Annotated in this window: 16 protein-coding genes; 6 read left to right on the top strand and 10 right to left on the bottom strand. The window is 73.7% G+C overall.

From position 1 onward, the window contains the following. Positions 1 to 50: 50 nt before the first annotated feature. Positions 51 to 956, top strand: a complete 906-nt coding sequence (locus K7640_RS12615) for an ABC transporter ATP-binding protein (protein ID WP_222955123.1) — start codon at positions 51 to 53, stop codon at positions 954 to 956. Continuing rightward, positions 946 to 1,656, top strand: coding sequence for an ABC transporter ATP-binding protein (locus K7640_RS12610; protein ID WP_222954962.1), 711 nt, complete (start codon positions 946 to 948; stop codon positions 1,654 to 1,656). The genes K7640_RS12615 and K7640_RS12610 overlap by 11 nt, the downstream gene beginning before the upstream one ends. Before the next feature lie 12 nt (positions 1,657 to 1,668). Here K7640_RS12610 and K7640_RS12605 read toward each other — a convergent pair whose 3' ends face one another. From K7640_RS12605 to K7640_RS12580, 6 genes are all read right to left on the bottom strand, one after another. Continuing rightward, positions 1,669 to 2,151 carry a S26 family signal peptidase gene (locus tag K7640_RS12605; protein WP_222954961.1) on the bottom strand — a complete coding sequence of 161 codons (483 nt, stop codon included), beginning with the start codon at positions 2,149 to 2,151 and terminating at the stop codon, positions 1,669 to 1,671. Positions 2,152 to 2,160: 9 nt separating this feature from the next. Beyond that, the gene (locus K7640_RS12600; RefSeq protein ID WP_222954960.1) at positions 2,161 to 4,020 is read right to left on the bottom strand and encodes an ABC transporter ATP-binding protein; all 1,860 of its coding nucleotides are present in this window, start codon (positions 4,018 to 4,020) and stop codon (positions 2,161 to 2,163) included. Further along, the gene (locus tag K7640_RS12595) at positions 4,017 to 4,556 is read right to left on the bottom strand and encodes a TlpA disulfide reductase family protein (protein ID WP_222954959.1); all 540 of its coding nucleotides are present in this window, start codon (positions 4,554 to 4,556) and stop codon (positions 4,017 to 4,019) included. The genes K7640_RS12600 and K7640_RS12595 overlap by 4 nt, the downstream gene beginning before the upstream one ends. Before the next feature lies 1 nt (position 4,557). After that, complete coding sequence (locus tag K7640_RS12590; RefSeq protein ID WP_222954958.1) at positions 4,558 to 5,100, bottom strand: MauE/DoxX family redox-associated membrane protein; 543 nt, start codon at positions 5,098 to 5,100, stop codon at positions 4,558 to 4,560. Positions 5,101 to 5,171: 71 nt separating this feature from the next. Beyond that, positions 5,172 to 5,363, bottom strand: coding sequence for a hypothetical protein (locus K7640_RS12585; protein WP_222954957.1), 192 nt, complete (start codon positions 5,361 to 5,363; stop codon positions 5,172 to 5,174). Positions 5,364 to 5,440: 77 nt separating this feature from the next. Continuing rightward, positions 5,441 to 5,635: a hypothetical protein gene (locus K7640_RS12580; protein WP_222954956.1), complete on the bottom strand. Its 195-nt coding sequence runs from the start codon at positions 5,633 to 5,635 to the stop codon at positions 5,441 to 5,443. A 118-nt stretch (positions 5,636 to 5,753) separates the two neighbouring features. Here K7640_RS12580 and K7640_RS12575 point away from each other — a divergent pair, with 118 nt between their 5' ends. After that, a complete protein-coding gene (locus tag K7640_RS12575) occupies positions 5,754 to 7,433 on the top strand; it encodes a BTAD domain-containing putative transcriptional regulator (protein ID WP_222954955.1) in 1,680 nt (559 codons plus the stop codon). A gap of 10 nt (positions 7,434 to 7,443) precedes the next feature. Next, positions 7,444 to 10,143: a DNA polymerase I gene (gene polA / locus K7640_RS12570; protein WP_222954954.1), complete on the top strand. Its 2,700-nt coding sequence runs from the start codon at positions 7,444 to 7,446 to the stop codon at positions 10,141 to 10,143. Between the two features lie 112 nt (positions 10,144 to 10,255). On the opposite strand, the gene K7640_RS12565 is transcribed toward polA, so the two are convergent. Genes K7640_RS12565 through K7640_RS12550 form a run of 4 tightly spaced genes read right to left on the bottom strand, consistent with a single transcriptional unit; the run spans position 10,256 to position 12,402 of the window. After that, entirely contained in the window at positions 10,256 to 10,684 is a 429-nt protein-coding gene (locus K7640_RS12565; protein ID WP_222954953.1) for a DUF3140 domain-containing protein, read from the bottom strand. Further along, a complete protein-coding gene (locus tag K7640_RS12560) occupies positions 10,671 to 10,889 on the bottom strand; it encodes a DUF2945 domain-containing protein (protein WP_222954952.1) in 219 nt (72 codons plus the stop codon). Before K7640_RS12560 ends, K7640_RS12565 begins: the two co-directional genes overlap by 14 nt. A 50-nt stretch (positions 10,890 to 10,939) precedes the next feature. Further along, positions 10,940 to 11,542 (bottom strand): Uma2 family endonuclease, encoded by a 603-nt coding sequence (locus K7640_RS12555; protein WP_308042530.1) that lies wholly within the window; start codon positions 11,540 to 11,542, stop codon positions 10,940 to 10,942. Between the two features lie 59 nt (positions 11,543 to 11,601). Next, positions 11,602 to 12,402, bottom strand: coding sequence for a class I SAM-dependent methyltransferase (locus K7640_RS12550; RefSeq protein ID WP_222954951.1), 801 nt, complete (start codon positions 12,400 to 12,402; stop codon positions 11,602 to 11,604). Between the two features lie 357 nt (positions 12,403 to 12,759). On the opposite strand from K7640_RS12550, the gene rpsA reads away from it, so the two are divergent. Together rpsA and coaE are read left to right on the top strand one after the other, a co-directional pair. Further along, complete coding sequence (gene rpsA / locus K7640_RS12545) at positions 12,760 to 14,250, top strand: 30S ribosomal protein S1 (RefSeq protein ID WP_222954950.1); 1,491 nt, start codon at positions 12,760 to 12,762, stop codon at positions 14,248 to 14,250. A 204-nt stretch (positions 14,251 to 14,454) separates the two neighbouring features. Further along, entirely contained in the window at positions 14,455 to 15,636 is a 1,182-nt protein-coding gene (gene coaE, locus K7640_RS12540) for a dephospho-CoA kinase (protein WP_222954949.1), read from the top strand. Positions 15,637 to 15,785 lie beyond the last annotated feature (149 nt).

The raw sequence follows: 15,785 nt of genomic DNA, 5'->3' as shown, positions 1-15,785 counted from the left end.
ATCCGGAAGAGATCCAGGGCAACCAGGAGCCGGATCTCGACGAGATCAAGCTGGGCGGCCCGATCCCGCGGCAGCGGGAGGTGCTGCTCGACGTCGATCACGTGACGCTGAAGTTCGGCGGTGTGACCGCGCTGAACGATGTCAGCTTCAGCCTCTACCAGGGTGAGATCCTCGGTCTGATCGGCCCGAACGGCGCCGGCAAGACCACCTGCTTCAACGTGATGACCGGCGTCTACCGGCCGACCTCCGGGGCGGTCCGGTTCGCCGGGCAGCAGGTGACCGGCCGCAAGCCGCACCAGATCAACCGGATGGGCATCGCCCGGACGTTCCAGAACATCCGTCTCTTCCCGGAGATGACGGCGCTGGAGAACGTCATGGTCGGCACCGACTCCCAGCACCAGACCAGCGTGGTCGGCGCGCTGTTCCGGTTGTACCGCAAGCGGGTCAAGCCGCACGAGCTGCCGGTGGTCGACTCGACAAACGGCCTGGTGCGGGCCTGGCAGCAGGTGCGCCGCAGCAGCGCGAAGGTGTTCGGCATCTCCCGGCACACGCTGGAGGAGCGGGCCGGTGAGCGCAAGGCGCTGGAGCTGCTGAAGTTCGTGGGCATCGTGGGCCGGGCCAATGAGCTCGCCCGCAACCTGCCCTACGGCGACCAGCGGCGCCTGGAGATCGCCCGGGCGCTGGCCACCGAGCCGAAGCTGCTCTGCCTGGACGAGCCGGCCGCCGGCTTCAACCCGGCGGAGAAGGAGGAGCTGCTCCAGCTGATCCGGCGGATCCGCGACCTGGGCTACACGGTCCTGCTCATCGAGCACGACATGCGCCTGGTCATGGGGGTCACCGACCGGATCGTGGTGCTGGAGTTCGGCAAGAAGATCGCCGACGGTTCACCGGCCGACGTTCGGGACGACCCGAAGGTGATCGCGGCCTACCTGGGGGAGTCCGCAGATGCTGCTTGAGATCGAGAACCTGACCCTGGCGTACGGGCGGATCGAGGCACTGCACTCGGTCGACCTGCACGTCGACGAGGGCGAGATCGTGGCCCTGATCGGCGCGAACGGCGCCGGCAAGACCACCACGATGCGGGGCATCTCCGGCTTGCTGGCGGCCCAGTCCGGGAGCATCCGGTTCAACGGTGAGGACATCACCAAGCTCCGCGCCGACCTGCGGGTGGTGCGGGGCATCTGCCAGGCGCCGGAGGGCCGGGGCATCTTCCCGGGCATGACGGTGCTGGAGAACCTGGACATGGGGGCGTACACCCGGCGGGACCACGCCGGCATCGCCGCCGACCTGGACCGGGTGCTGACCCTGTTCCCGCGGCTGGGCGAGCGACGCAAGCAGGCCGGTGGCACGCTCTCCGGCGGCGAGCAGCAGATGCTCGCGGTCGGCCGGGCGCTGATGAGCCGGCCGAAGCTGCTGCTGCTGGACGAGCCGTCGATGGGTCTGGCGCCGATGGTGATCCGGCAGATCTTCGACATCATCACGGAGATCAACCAGCAGGGCACCACGATCCTGCTGGTGGAGCAGAACGCCCAGCAGGCGCTCTCCCGGGCGCACCGGGGTTACGTGCTGGAGACCGGCCGGATCGTCAAGGAGGGCACCGGCCAGGACCTGCTGCACGACCCGTCGATCAAGGAGGCGTACCTCGGCGTGGCGTGACGGACGGTGGTGTCACGGCCGGCCTGCCGGCCGTGACACCACCCCGGTCGCCCCGCCGCGCAGCCGCCGGGGGTCGACCACCGCCACCAGCCGCTCCGTCGGCAGGTAGCCGAACATCCGGGAGTCGACGCTGTCCGCCCGGTTGTCCCCGACCAGCACCACCGTCGCCGGTGGCACCACCCGGCCCGGGACGAGGACCGACTCGCCGCCCAGGTCGGGCGTGGCGTCGCCGGGCAGCGCCGCGACCCGTTTGACGAGGTACGGCCCCGGCTGGCCGACCGGATCCCCCGCCCGGCGCGGCCGGCGGAACACCACCACGTCGCCCACCGTCACCGACCGGGTGCCCGTCCGGCGGGCCAGCACCCGGTCGCCCGGCAGCAGGGTGGGGCTCATCGACGGCCCGTCCACCGCGACCAGCAGCCACCGGCGGCGCCCCTGCCGGAACGCCAGCAGGGCGGCGCCGGTGAGCCCGAGCGCGGACAGCAGCCACCACATCCCCGCCGCCTAGGCCCGGTCCCCGCCGGGGCTGGCGACCAGCTCGTCGGCGCCGTCGCGATAGCCCGCCGCCTGGAGGCGGAACAGCCCCGCGTACGCCCCGTCGGCGGCCAGCAGGCTGTCGTGGTCGCCCTCCTCGACGATCCGGCCGCCCTCCAGCACGACGATGCGGTCGGCCAGCCGCAGGGCGTTGAGCCGGTGGGAGATCAGCACCGCCGCCCCGCCGCCGCCGAGGGACCGGAGCCGGCGGTGGATGTCGTGCTCCGCCCGGGCGTCGAGGCCGGCGCTGGGTTCGTCGAGCACGAGCAGGTCGCGCCGGCCGCGCAGCAGGCCCCGGGCAAGGGCGAGGCGCTGCCACTGCCCGCCGGAGAGCAGCACCCCGGTGCCGGCGTCGGCCCGGTCGCTCTCGTCCACGAACAGCCGGGTCAGCTGGGTGTCGTAGCCGTGCGGCAGCGCCTCGACGGTGTCGTGGACGCCGGCCTGGCGCGCCGCGGCGACCAGCCGCTCGCGCCGGTCGAGGGCGTCGGTGTCGCCGACGCCGATGTTCTCCGCGGCGGACAGGTCGTAGCACATGAAGTCCTGGAACAGCGCGGTCATCCGCCGGCGCAGCTCGTCGACGCGCAGCTCGCGCAGGTCGACCCCGTCCCAGAGCACCGCGCCCCGGTCCGGGTCGTAGAACCGGACGAGCAGTTTCACCAGGGTGCTCTTGCCGGCGCCGTTGAGCCCGACCAGGCCGATTGTCTCGCCGGCCCGGATGAACAGGTTGACCCCGCGCAGGATCCACGGCTGGTCGTCGGCGTAGCGGAACCAGACGTCGCGCAACTCGATGCCCTCGCGCAGCCGCGGGACCGGCCGTTCGCCGGCCCGCTCGGGCGTGGGCGCGGTCAGGTCCCGGTAGTGGGTGAAGATCAGCAGGCCGTGGTGGGCGGTGGCGAAGCGGCCCAGCGAGCCGCTGACCGCCCCCTGCACCGCGCCGACCGCCGCGACGAAGACGGCGACGTCGCCGACGCTGAGCGTGCCGGCGCGGGCGGCGAGCACCGCCCACACCAGGCCGCCGCCGGCGGCGACCGCGCCCAGCACGGCCAGCGCCACCTGGGCCACCAGTTGCCGGCCCTCCAGGCGGCGGTGCGCCGCGTTGATCGACCCCAGCTCGCCGAGCATGCGCTTGTGGAACAGCCCGGCGAGACCGAACAGCCGGACCTCCTTCGCGGCGGCCAGGCCGGTGAGCAGGTCGGCGTAGAAGTGCTGCCGGCGGGCGGCGGGGCTGACCTGCCAGAGCATCCGCGCCCGTTGCCGGGACAGCGACAGCTCGGTGCGGGCGGTGGGGATCGCGGCGACGGCGACCAGCGCGACCATCCACGGGTTGAGGCCGGCGAGCACCAGCGCGAACCCGCCGACGGTGATCAGGCTGCGGGCGAGTTCGAGCAGCCCGCCGGCCACCAGCACCGGGCTGCTCCGGCCGGCCTCCTCGGCCAGCCGCAGCCGGTCCCGGAAGGCGGGGTTCTCCAGCTCGCGCAGGCCGGTCATCCGGTTGAGCGCCGCGTACAGCCGGGACTGGGCGACCACCGCCGCCGCGCGGTCCCAGTTCGCCTCCACGTACCGGTTGAGGTGCGGCAGGGTGGCGGCGCCGACCCCGGCGGCGGCCAGGCCGAGGGCGAGGGCGACGAGCGGGCCCCGGGCGGAGCCGTCGGCCGCGATGCGGTCCAGGACGAGCTTGGTCAGTACGCCCAGCGCGAGGGGCGCGAGGCCCCCGGCGACCGCCAGCGCCACCTGCGCGAGGGCGAGGCCGGGCGCGGCGCCGGCGGCCAGCCGCAGCGCGGCGAGCGCGGTGCCGAGGGTCGCCCGGGGCTCCCGACCGGTGCCGTTCACGCCGCGGTCAGCCGGGGCAGCCGGTCCAGCCCGACCCCGCTGTCCCGGACGGTGCCGTCGGCGTCGAGCAGGCACCACGCCGGGAAGGCGCCGATCCGGAAGGCGGTGCTGACCGGGCCCGACCCGGTCTCGACCACCACCCGGGCCACCGGCGCCAGCTCCCGGACGAAGTCGTCGGCCTGGCCCCCGTCGCCCTGGACGACGGCGACGGTGCGGGCCCGGCCGCCCGGGCTGTCGGCCGCCTGCCGGACGAAGGTGGGCAGCTGTTCCACGCAGGCGCCGCAGCCGGTGGAGAAGAAGCCGATCAGGGTGGCCGGGTTCGCCGCGTCGTCCAGGACCGTGCCGTCGAGGTCGTACGCGACGAACGGCTCCGGGCGGTCGCCCGCGACCGGCACCGCTCCGGTGAAGTCCGGTCCCGGCTGGGACGTCGCGGTGGCGGCGTTCTCCCGCAGCCGGCGGATCACCGCGAAGGTCAGCAGGAGGTTGACGAGGGTGGTGGCGCCGACCAGGACCAGGCCGGTCACGACATAGATCATCTTAGCTCCTCAGGGTGTCAGTCGCCCGTCCGGCGGGCGTGAACAGGGCGGCGACGTCGTCCATCCGGGACACGAACAGGCCGAGCACGGCGCCGGCCGGCACCGCCACGGCGGCGGCCGCGAAGGTCGGTGCCGCCGGGGCCACGGCCGCGGCGCCGGCGGCCGCGAGACCGGTCAGCGCCACGTCCCGCACCAGGTGCCGGCCGGCGACCAGGTCGCCGCCCGGGCCGAAGCAGGCGCACCGGACCGCCCGGCCGCGGGTGAGCGCCCAGCCGGTGCCGGCGGTGAAGCAGGTCAGCAGGGCGGTGGCGGCGAGCAGGCCGAGCCAGGCCGACCGGGGTACGGCGAGCAGTCCGGCCACCGCCAGCTCGGCCACCGGCACGGCGACCGCGACGGCGTCGCGCCAGCGGGCCGGCAGGAAGGCGTACCCGTCCAGGGAACGCCGGAAGTCGCGGTGGTGCCGGCGGCTGCGCAGCTTGCCGAGCGCGGCGAGCAGCAGCACGGTGGCCAGCAGCGACCGGACGCCGAGCAGGAACGGGGACACGCGGGCACCTCCGGTTCGGGGTGGGCGGGACGCGGCCGGGCCCGTCGGGCCCGGCCGCGTGGGTCACCTGGTCAGCAGGCGCCCGAGACGTAGCACGGGTAGCAGCTGCCGCTGTACTTGCAGCAGTTCCGGCTGTACTTCAGCCCGCCCGAGCAGTAGCAGAACTGCACCGAGGTCGGGCCGCACGGCTCCGCCCTGGCGGTGATCCGCGGTGCCAGCAGACCGAGCAGCCGGTCACCCACGGCGTTGACGAACCTGGTCATCTCCACCTCCTCTTCTGAAGACCGGTGGCCGGCGGGGTCGCCGGCCACCGGGTGCGGCGGCATGCCGCTCGTGCGGGTCAGCAGTTCTCGCTGACCGCGTAGCACGGGTAGCAGGAGCCGCTGTAGTAGCAGCAGTTCTTGGCGTAGCGGATGCCGTTGCGGCAGTAGCAGAACTTCGACACCAGCGGTCCGCACGGCTCGGCCTTGGCGCTGACCGTCGGCACCACCATGCCGAGCAGGCGGTCGCCCAGCGCGTTGAGCGTTCTCCTCATCCAATCCTCCTTTCAGGCGTTGATGTCGATCGTTACGGAGGGGTCTGGACGGCCAGTGGAGGGCGGCTGGACGACTACGATGACCGTGGATGCGACGCTGCCGCCGATCGGGGGACGGATGAGCGAGCTACAGGTCCGCCATGCCTCAGACGAGGTGTCACTCGAGATGCTGGGGCCGCTGCGCCTGCGGCGGGGCGGCGAGGAGCTCGCCGTCGGGCCACCGCAACGCCGGGCCGTGCTCGCCCTGCTGGCGCTGGCCGGCGGGCAACCGATAGGGCGCGACGAACTCTGCGCGGCGCTCTGGCCGGTCCGGCCGCCGACGGCGGCGGCGAACGTGCTGCAGACGCACGTCAAGAACCTGCGGCGGGTGCTGGAGCCGTGGCGGCCCCGGCGGGCCGGCAGCGTCCTGCTGCCGAGCGTCGGACCGGGGTACGCGCTGCGGGTGCCCCGGGCGGCGGTGGACGCGCTGCGGTTCCGCGCCCTGGTGGCCGCCGCCCGCGCCGCCCGGGTGGCGGGCGACCGGGAACGCCTGCGGCGGGAGGCCGGGGCGGCGCTGCGGCTGTGGCGCCGGCCGTTGCCCGACGTCCCCGCCCTGGCCGGGCACGGCCGGGTGGCGGCGCTGGTCACCGAGTGGCGGCAGGTGCTCGGCTGGTACGCCGACGAGGCGATCCGGGCGGACCGCGGCGACGAGGTGCTGACCACGGTGGAGCAGGACGCCGGCCGGCATCCGCTCGACGAGCGGGCGCAGGCCCGGCTGCTGCGGCTGTACTGCGCGGTGGGGCGGCGTGCGGACGCGGTGGCCAGCTACCACCTGGCCCGGCGTCGGCTGCGCGACGAGCTCGGGATCGATCCGGGACCGGAGCTGGCCGGGGCGTACCGGGAGCTGCTGCGGTGCCGGGGACCGGTCCGGGCGGCGCCGGGCGGGGCGCCGGCTCCCGGGGTCCCGCCGGCGCAGCTCCCGCCCCGTCCGGCGGAGTTCGTCGGCCGGGCCGCGGAACTGCGCCGGCTCGACCTGGCCACGGCCGCGCCGGTGGCCGCCGCGGAACCCGTGCTGCTGGTCGTCGAGGGCCCGGCCGGGGTGGGCAAGAGCGCGCTGGCGTTGCAGTGGGCGCACCGGGGCCTCGGACGGTTCCCGGACGGGCAGCTCTACGCCAACCTCGGCAGCACCGCCGCCGGCCCCGCCGAGGTGCTGCGGAACTTCCTGCGCGCGTTGGGGCTGCCGGAGGTGGCCGAGCGCACCAGTTGCCTGGACGGGCTGGCGTCGGCGTACCGGTCGGCGGTGGCCGGGCGGCGGCTGCTGGTCGTCCTCGACGACGTCCGCGATCCGGCCCAGGTGCCGCCGCTGCTGCCCGGCCGCGGTCCGAGCGTCGTCGCGCTCACCACCCGTGAGCCGATCGGTGGCCCGCTGGTCGTGCACCGGGGGGAGCGGGTGCCGCTCGGCCCGCTGTCGCCCGAGGAGGCCGTGGCCCTGGTGCGTCGGCTGGACGCCCGGCAGCGCCGGCCGGCGCCGGGGGAGCCGGCGGTCCCGGTGGCGGGGGACCGGCCGGTGGTCGGCGAGCCGACGCCGGGCGGCGCGGCGGCGGTGGCGTACGCCTGGTCGATGCGGTCCCTGCTCAGCCGCCATCCGGAACCGGCGTCGGCGCTGGTCACCGTCGCGGTCGCCGGTGGCCTGCCGCCGGACCGGGCGGCCGGCTGGATCGGGTGGGTGACCGCCGGCCGCGGCGTCGTGCCGCCGCCGGACGGACCGGCCGCGCCGCCGGCCGTGGCGGAGGACCGGGCTGTCGGGGGTACGGGCTAGAGTCGCTGCCGTGACAGCTACGACGCCGCGCCTGCTCCTCGTCGACGGACACTCGATGGCATACCGGGCGTTCCACGCCCTGCCGGTCGAGAACTTCTCCACCACGACGGGCCAGCCGACCAACGCGGTCTACGGCTTCACCTCGATGCTGATCAACGTGCTGCGGGACGAGCAGCCGTCGCACATCATCGTCGCCTTCGACGTCTCCCGCCGCTCCTTCCGCACCGAGAAATACGCGGAATACAAGGCCGGCCGCAAGGAGACCCCGACCGACTTCAAGGGCCAGGTGAGCCTGGTCAAAGAGGTGCTGGCCGCGCTGCGCATCCCGGTGGTGGAAAAGGAGGGCTACGAGGCCGACGACGTCATCGCCACCCTCGCCCACCAGGCCCGCGACGCCGGCATGGAGGTGCTGATCAGCAGCGGCGACCGGGACTCGCTGCAACTGGTCGGCGAGCGGGTCACCGTGCTCTACCCCCGCAAGGGCGTCTCCGACCTGGTCCGGATGGACCCGGCGGCGGTGCTCGACAAATACGGCGTGGGTCCGGAGCGCTACCGCGACCTGGCCGCCCTGGTCGGCGAGGACAGCGACAACCTCTCCGGGGTCGACGGCGTGGGCCCGAAGACCGCCGCCAAGTGGATCAACCTGTACGGCGGGGTCGACGGCGTGGTCGCCCACGCGGATGCGATCAAGGGCAAGGCCGGTGACAACCTGCGGGCCCAGCTCTCCCGGGTGATCCGCAACTACGACCTGAACTGCCTGGTGGCGGACCTGGAGCTGCCGCTGCGCCCGGAGGACACCCGCTGGGAGGGGTGGGACCGGGAGGCCGTGCACCAGGTCTTCGACACCCTCGAGTTCCGCATCCTGCGCGACCGGCTCTACCAATACCTGGAGGCCGTCGAGCCGGAGGCCGAGGCCGGCTTCGACCTGGCCGGGCAGGTGCTCACCGAGCCCGGCGCCGTGGCCGGCTGGCTGGAGACGCACGCCCCGGCCGGGACGCCGGTCGGGCTGGCCGTCAAGCTGGACACCGGCCCGAACCGGCGGCACACCGCCACGGTCACCGGGATGGCCCTGGCCACCGCGGCCGGCGCCGGCGCCTGGTTCGACCCGGCCACCCTGGCGGCGGCCGACGAGACGGCGCTGGCCGGCTGGCTCTCCGACGAGGCCCGGCCCAAGGTGCTGCACGACAGCAAGCCCGCCGTGCTCGCCTTCGCCGCGCACGGCTGGGAGCTCGCCGGCATCGCCCGCGACACCCAGATCGCCGCCTACCTGGCCCGCCCCGACCAGCGGTCGTACGACCTGACCGACCTCGCGCTGCGCTACCTGCACCGGGAGCTGCGGGTCGACACCCCGGAGACCGGGCAGCTCACCCTCGACGGGCTGGGCGACGACGGGGTTGTCGAGCAGAATCTGATGCTCCAGGCCCGGGCCACGCTCGACCTGGCCGACGCGATCGACGCCGAGCTGTCCCGCGACGGCGAGCAGTCGGCCCGGCTGATGGCCGGGGTGGAGCTGCCGCTGATGCGGGTGCTCGCCGGCATGGAGCGCACCGGCATCGCCGCCGACACGCACTACCTGTCGGAGCTGGAGGCGCACTTCGCCGCCGAGGTGAAGGCCGCTGCGCAGGGCGCGTACGCGGCGGTCGGCCGGGAGTTCAACCTGGGCTCGCCCAAGCAGTTGCAGGAGATCCTCTTCACCGAGCTGGGGCTGCCCAAGACAAAGCGGATCAAGACCGGCTACACCACCGACGCCGACGCGTTGCAGTGGCTGTACGCGCAGAACCCGCACCCGGTGCTGGAGCACCTGCTGCGCCACCGGGACGTGGCCAAGCTGAAGTCGACCGTCGACGGCCTGCTCAAGTCGGTCTCCGACGACGGCCGGATCCACACCACCTTCAACCAGACGGTGGCCGCCACCGGCCGGCTCTCCTCGACCGAGCCCAACCTGCAGAACATTCCGATCCGCACCGAGGAGGGCCGGCGGATCCGGCGGGCGTTCGTCGTCGGGCCCGACTACGAGTGCCTGCTCACCGCCGACTACAGCCAGATCGAGATGCGGATCATGGCGCACCTGTCGTCGGACGACGCCCTGATCGAGGCGTTCAACTCGGGCCACGACTTCCACGCCGCCACCGCCTCGTCGGTCTTCACCGTCGAGGTCGCCGAGGTGACCGCCGACCAGCGTCGCAAGATCAAGGCGATGAACTACGGCCTGGCGTACGGGCTCAGCGCCTTCGGGCTCTCCCAGCAGCTCGGCATCAGCGCCGAGGAGGCGCGCGGGCTGATGGAGAACTACTTCGCCGGCTTCGGCGGGGTGCGCGACTACCTGCGCGAGGTGGTGGAGCGGGCCCGGCGCGACGGTTACACCTCCACCATCCTCGGTCGCCGGCGCTACCTGCCCGACCTGGTCAGCGACAACCGGCAGCGCCGGGAGATGGCCGAGCGGATGGCGCTCAACGCCCCGATCCAGGGGTCGGCGGCGGACATCATCAAGGTCGCCATGCTGCACGTCGAGAGCGCGCTGCGCGACGCCGGGCTGCGCTCCCGGATGCTGCTCCAGGTACACGACGAGCTGGTCTTCGAGGTCGCCCCCGGTGAGCGGGAGGCCCTGGAGGCGCTGGTCCGCCGGGAGATGGGCGCGGCCTACCCGCTGTCGGTGCCGCTGGAGGTCTCCGTCGGCGAGGGCCGCGACTGGAACAGCGCCGACCACTGACCCACCCCTACCCTGCGGAATCGATAGAGGGGTTTGCGTCGCGGGACGGCCGGATCCCGACGCCAACCCCCTGATCATCGAGGTGGCGCGGCGCGGTCGGTCGTCGTCGGGGTCAGCGGCCCGGGCCGCGGCGCTCCTTGGGCGGGGCGCCGTGCCGGCGCAGCGCCTTGCGGGACGGGCCGCCGGGCGGCGGCAGCGGGGCCTTGACCGGGTCGTGCCCCCAGTTCATCAGGGAGTACCGCCACCGGGTCGCGCGGACGTCGCCGCTCGGGCGCTGCGCCATGTGCCGCCGGACGTAGCCGACGACCTTGCGCATGTGCCGGAAGTCGGCCTCGGAGAGCTGGTCACGCTTGCGGCGCAGCAGCTCGATGATCCGGCGGCCGGACTCGTGGCCGACCGACTCGCCACCCTTGGTGCCCTTCCGCCAGCCGACGTGCTTCGACTCGTCGGTCTCCAGCCACTTCTGGAGTTCACCGGGCTTCATGTTCACCGCCTCGGTGAACTCCTGATAGGTGTCCCGTTCTCCGTCAGCCCGGCTCACGGCGCAGCACCTCCGGTCGGTGGGCGACGTCCCGGCCCGAGTCGTCGTTGGTGATCCGGTACTGCGGGTCCGCCGGCGAGGCGTTCACCGGGTGCCCGCGTACGTGGGTGCGTTCGGTGAGCTTCTCCATGACCACGCCGTGCGCCCGGCCGCTGTGGCTGGCCCAGGAGACGTGGTCGCCTCTGCGGAACTCCTGCTCGGCCATGCCGCCCGGTTACCCGGGGCCGGCGGGCGGAAACGACGCGCTGCCGGGTCCTACGGGGTGATCTCGGCGACCGGGAGCTTGATGTCGAACGGCTCGGCCAGCTCGATCAGGTCGGCGCTGTCGGCGACCAGCTCGTACTGCCGCTCGCCGCCCGGACTCGGCCGCTCGCTGAGGCGGTAGGCGTAGAGGTGCACCGGATCCTGCTCGATGCGCCAGAAGAACGGGATGCCGGCGGCGGCGTATTCAGCCGGCTTCGCGAAGCGGTCAACCCGTCGGGTGCCCGGCGAGACGATTTCCACCGCTAGCACGACCGCTGCCGGCGCGACCTCCGACACGTTCGACGGCACATCCGCGCGGCACAGCAGCAGGTCTGGCCGTCGGCTCGTGTTGCGGGCCAGCGTCACTCCGACGTCCTGGGCCACTCGCAGGCGTCGCGGTGCCCGGGTGTGCAGCCAGAGCCGCAGCAGGAAGGAGATGTCCTGGTGGCCGAGGGTGGGGGAGGGTGTCACCTGGAGCACTCCGTCGACGAGCTCGACGCGGGGGGCGTCGTCCGGCAGGGCGAGCAGGTCCTCCAGCGTGTAGTCGGCGCGCTGCTGCCGCATCGGATCCGGACACCAGGGGCCAGGTGGTGTCGCGATCGGCTCGGCGCTCACCGGCTCAGCGTAACCCCGCCGGGGGTCGATGGAGTCGGACATGCTGTCCGGTTGGCGCGTTATCGCGGCTTCTCGGTCACGAAGATCGCGGTGCCCGGGAAGAGCCGGCCGCGCAGCGGGCTCCACTGCCCCCAGATCCCCTCGTGGCCGGCCGGCCACTCCGGTTCCACCAGGTCGACCAGGCGGAAGCCGACGCCGACCAGCTCCCGGATCCGGTCGCCGAGGGTGCGGTGCTGCTCGACGTAGCTGGCCACCCCGCGGTCGTCCTGCTCCACGTAGGGGGAGCGGTCGAAGTACGAGTGCACGGCGACCAGCCCGCCCTCGCCCGGGTCGTCGAGGAAGATCCAGCGCATCGGATGGGTGACCGAGAAGACCCAGCGCCCACCGGGACGCAGCACCCGGTGCACCTCCCGCATCAGCGCCGCCGAGTCGTCCACGAACGGGATCGCGCCGAAGGCGGTGCAGGCCACGTCGAACGACCGGTCGGCGAAGGGCAGCGCGAGCGCGTCGGCCTGCACCAGCGGCACCCGTACGCCGGAGGTGTCGGCCGCCCGGGTCGCGTGCCGCAGCATGCCGGCGGACAGGTCGAAGGCGACCGGCCGGGCCCCCTGGGTGGCCAGCCAGCGGGCGCAGGCCGCGGCGCCGCAGCCCACCTCCAGCACCCGCCGTCCGGCGACGTCGCCGAGCAGCCGGGCGTCGGCCTCGCGCAGCCCCTCGGGGCACCAGACGAAGTCCACGTCGCCCAGGAAGGCGCCGTGCTCGGCCTGGTACTCGTCGGCGTCGGCGTCCCACCAGCGGCGGTTGGCCCGGCGGGCCTCGGCGTCGCCGACCCGCCGACGGGTCACCCGGTCGGAGTCCATCCGCTCACGCTAGGCTGCCGCTGCCCGGCCACCGCCGGCGGGCCGGTGGGTCCGGCGGGGTGAATGTGACCTGTGAGACAACCGGGGCGGGTGGCGGCCGAAATCTCCGCTTTCGCAGCTGGCGAGGCCGCAGGGACCCGGGAGGGCTTGCACGCTGTGGTAATGCAGCGGGTAGGGTAGACGATGCGCTCGCGGATCGTGTGCCTCGGCAGGGAGCAGGTGCGCGGTCGCTGGAGCCACTAATGATCTTCTGACGGCGATCGTTCGGTGTGCCCGGCGACGGATCCGCTGGCGCTGACGAGTCACCGCGACACCACGCCTGCTGTGACAACCCATCCGACCGGAGCAACCGCCCACATGACGAGCAGCATCGAGGCCCCCTCGAGCGCCAACAAGGTCACCCACGACGATCTCGGTTCCGAGGAGGCTTTCCTCGCCGCGATCGACGAGACCATCAAGTACTTCAACGACGGCGACATTGTCGAAGGCACCGTCGTCAAGGTCGATCGGGACGAGGTCCTGCTCGACATCGGCTACAAGACCGAGGGTGTCATCCCCTCTCGGGAGTTGTCGATCAAGCACGACGTGGACCCGGCAGAGGTCGTCTCGGTGGGTGACCACATCGAGGCCCTGGTCCTCCAGAAGGAGGACAAGGAGGGTCGTCTGATCCTCTCCAAGAAGCGGGCGCAGTACGAGCGGGCCTGGGGCACGATCGAGAAGATCAAGGACGAGGACGGTGTCGTCCGCGGCTCGGTCATCGAGGTCGTCAAGGGTGGTCTCATCCTCGACATCGGGCTGCGCGGCTTCCTGCCCGCCTCCCTGGTCGAGATGCGGCGGGTGCGTGACCTGCAGCCGTACGTCGGCCGCGAGCTCGAGGCCAAGATCATCGAGCTGGACAAGAACCGCAACAACGTGGTCCTGTCCCGCCGGGCCTGGCTGGAGCAGACGCAGTCCGAGGTGCGCACCGAGTTCCTCAACAAGCTGCAGAAGGGCCAGGTCCGCAAGGGCGTCGTCTCTTCGATCGTCAACTTCGGCGCGTTCGTCGACCTGGGCGGCGTGGACGGCCTCGTGCACGTCTCCGAGCTGTCCTGGAAGCACATCGACCACCCGTCCGAGGTCGTCGAGGTGGGCCAGGAGGTCGAGGTCGAGGTTCTGGACGTCGACCTGGACCGCGAGCGGGTCTCGCTGTCGCTGAAGGCGACCCAGGAGGACCCGTGGCGGCAGTTCGCCCGCACCCACGCGATCCAGCAGATCGTCCCGGGTAAGGTCACCAAGCTGGTGCCGTTCGGCGCCTTCGTCCGGGTGGACGACGGCATCGAGGGCCTGGTCCACATCTCCGAGCTGGCCGAGCGCCACGTGGAGATCCCGGAGCAGGTCGTGCAGGTCGGCTCCGAGGTCATGGTCAAGGTCATCGACATCGACCTGGAGCGCCGCCGGATCTCGCTGTCGCTCAAGCAGGCCAACGAGGGCTTCGTCGAGGGCGAGGAGCACTTCGACCCGACCCTCTACGGCATGGCCGCGACGTACGACAACGAGGGCAACTACATCTACCCGGAGGGCTTCGACCCGGAGACGGGCGAGTGGCTCGAGGGGTACGACAAGCAGCGGGAGACCTGGGAGAACCAGTACGCCGAGGCCCGTCAGCGCTGGGAGGCGCACACCAAGCAGGTGCAGAACTCCCGCGCCGCCGACGCCGAGGCCGCGGCGAACCCGGCCCCGCCGACCACCAGCACCACCTCCTCCTCGACCAGCGCGGCCCCGAGCCGCCAGGCCGAGGAGCCGGCCGGCACCCTGGCCACCGACGAGGCGCTCGCCGCACTGCGGGAGAAGCTCGCCGGCGGCAAGTGACGCCGCGCCAGCTCCGACCCGGCCGCCTCGGGCAGCCGACCGGGAGCTGACGACGATCGGGCCCCGTCCCCGCGATCCGGTACGCCGGACCGCCGGGGGCGGGGCCTTCGCGTGTCCGCCGCCATCCAGCCCTTGACGCGTCCGCCTGGCCGGGGCGGGTGGGTCGTGGTTGGCAGCGGCTCGATGATCGGGTTGACTGGTCCGGTGCTGAGAGTGGGCCTGACGGGCGGGATCGGATCCGGCAAGAGCGCGGTGGCGGCCCGGCTGGCCGCGCTGGGCGCGGTGCTGATCGACGCCGACCGGATCGCCCGGGAGGTCGTCGCGCCGGGCACCGAGGGGCTGGCCGAGATCGTGGCGGCCTTCTCCGACCGGGTGCTGGACCCGGCCGGCGCCCTCGACCGGGCGGCGCTCGGCGAGCTGGTCTTCGCCGACCCGGCGGCCCGCCGCCGGCTGGAGGCGATCACCCATCCCCGGGTCCGCGCCCGCACCGCCGAGCTGGTGGCGGCCGCGCCGCCGGACGCGGTGGTGGTCAACGACGTGCCGCTGCTGGTCGAGGTGGGGCTGGCCCCGACGTTCCACCTGGTGGTGGTGGTGCGGACGGCCGTGCCGCTCCGGTTGGCCCGGCTGGAGCGGGACCGGGGGATGCCGCGCGCGGAGGCGCAGCGGCGGATCGCCGCGCAGGCCGACGACGAGCGGCGCGGCGCGGCGGCGGATGTGCTGCTGTCCAACGACGGCACCCTGGCGGAGCTGCACCGGGCGGTGGACGCGCTGTGGCGCGACCGGCTGCTGCCGTACGAGGCCAATGTGCGCCAACGCCGGGTGGCCCGCCCGGAGCGGGTCGAGCTGACCGGGCCGGACCCGACCTGGCCGCAGCAGTACGCCCGGCTGGCCGCCCGCATCCGGCACGCCGTCGCCCCCGCCGACCTGCGCGTCGACCACGTCGGGTCGACCGCGGTGCCCGGGCTGGCCACCACCGACGTGATCGACATCCAGCTCACCGTGCCCACGCTGGCCGAGGCGGACGGTCCGCTGGCCGAGCGGCTCGCCGAGGCCGGTTTCCCCCGGGTGCCGGGCGAGTCGTGGGACAGCCTCCGGCCGCCCGACCGGGGCCGCTGGCCGAAGCGCCTGCACGGCAACGCCGACCCGGCCCGCCCCGCGTACCTGCACGTGCGGGAGGCCGGCTCGCCCGGCTGGCGGTACGCCCTGCTGATGCGGGACCACCTGCGCGCCGATCCGGACGGCCGGTCGGCGTATCTGGGGTTGAAGCGCGAGCTGGCCGCCGCCGCCCCGGACGACGGCGGGCACGGCACCGCCGACGACCCGTGGTTCGACGAGGAGCAGCTGCGGGCCGAGGAGTGGGCGGCCGGCACCGGCTGGCGACCCTGAGTCGGGCGGTGCCGCGTCGCGGTGGGCGTGAGGGGGAGACGTTAGGGGGCGCTCGCGGCGGCCGGTCTGCGCCTTCAGCGCGACCACGAGGGGTGCGCACGCCGGTGATGTCCGGGTGCTGCGACCCCGCGTGCCGGGGGCGGGAGCCC

This window comes from Micromonospora sp. PLK6-60, assembly GCF_019890675.1.
Taxonomy (GTDB): Bacteria; Actinomycetota; Actinomycetes; order Mycobacteriales; family Micromonosporaceae; genus Micromonospora.
The sequence above is the reverse complement of the archived record's forward strand: the minus strand, read 5'-3'. Positions and strand labels throughout refer to the sequence as shown.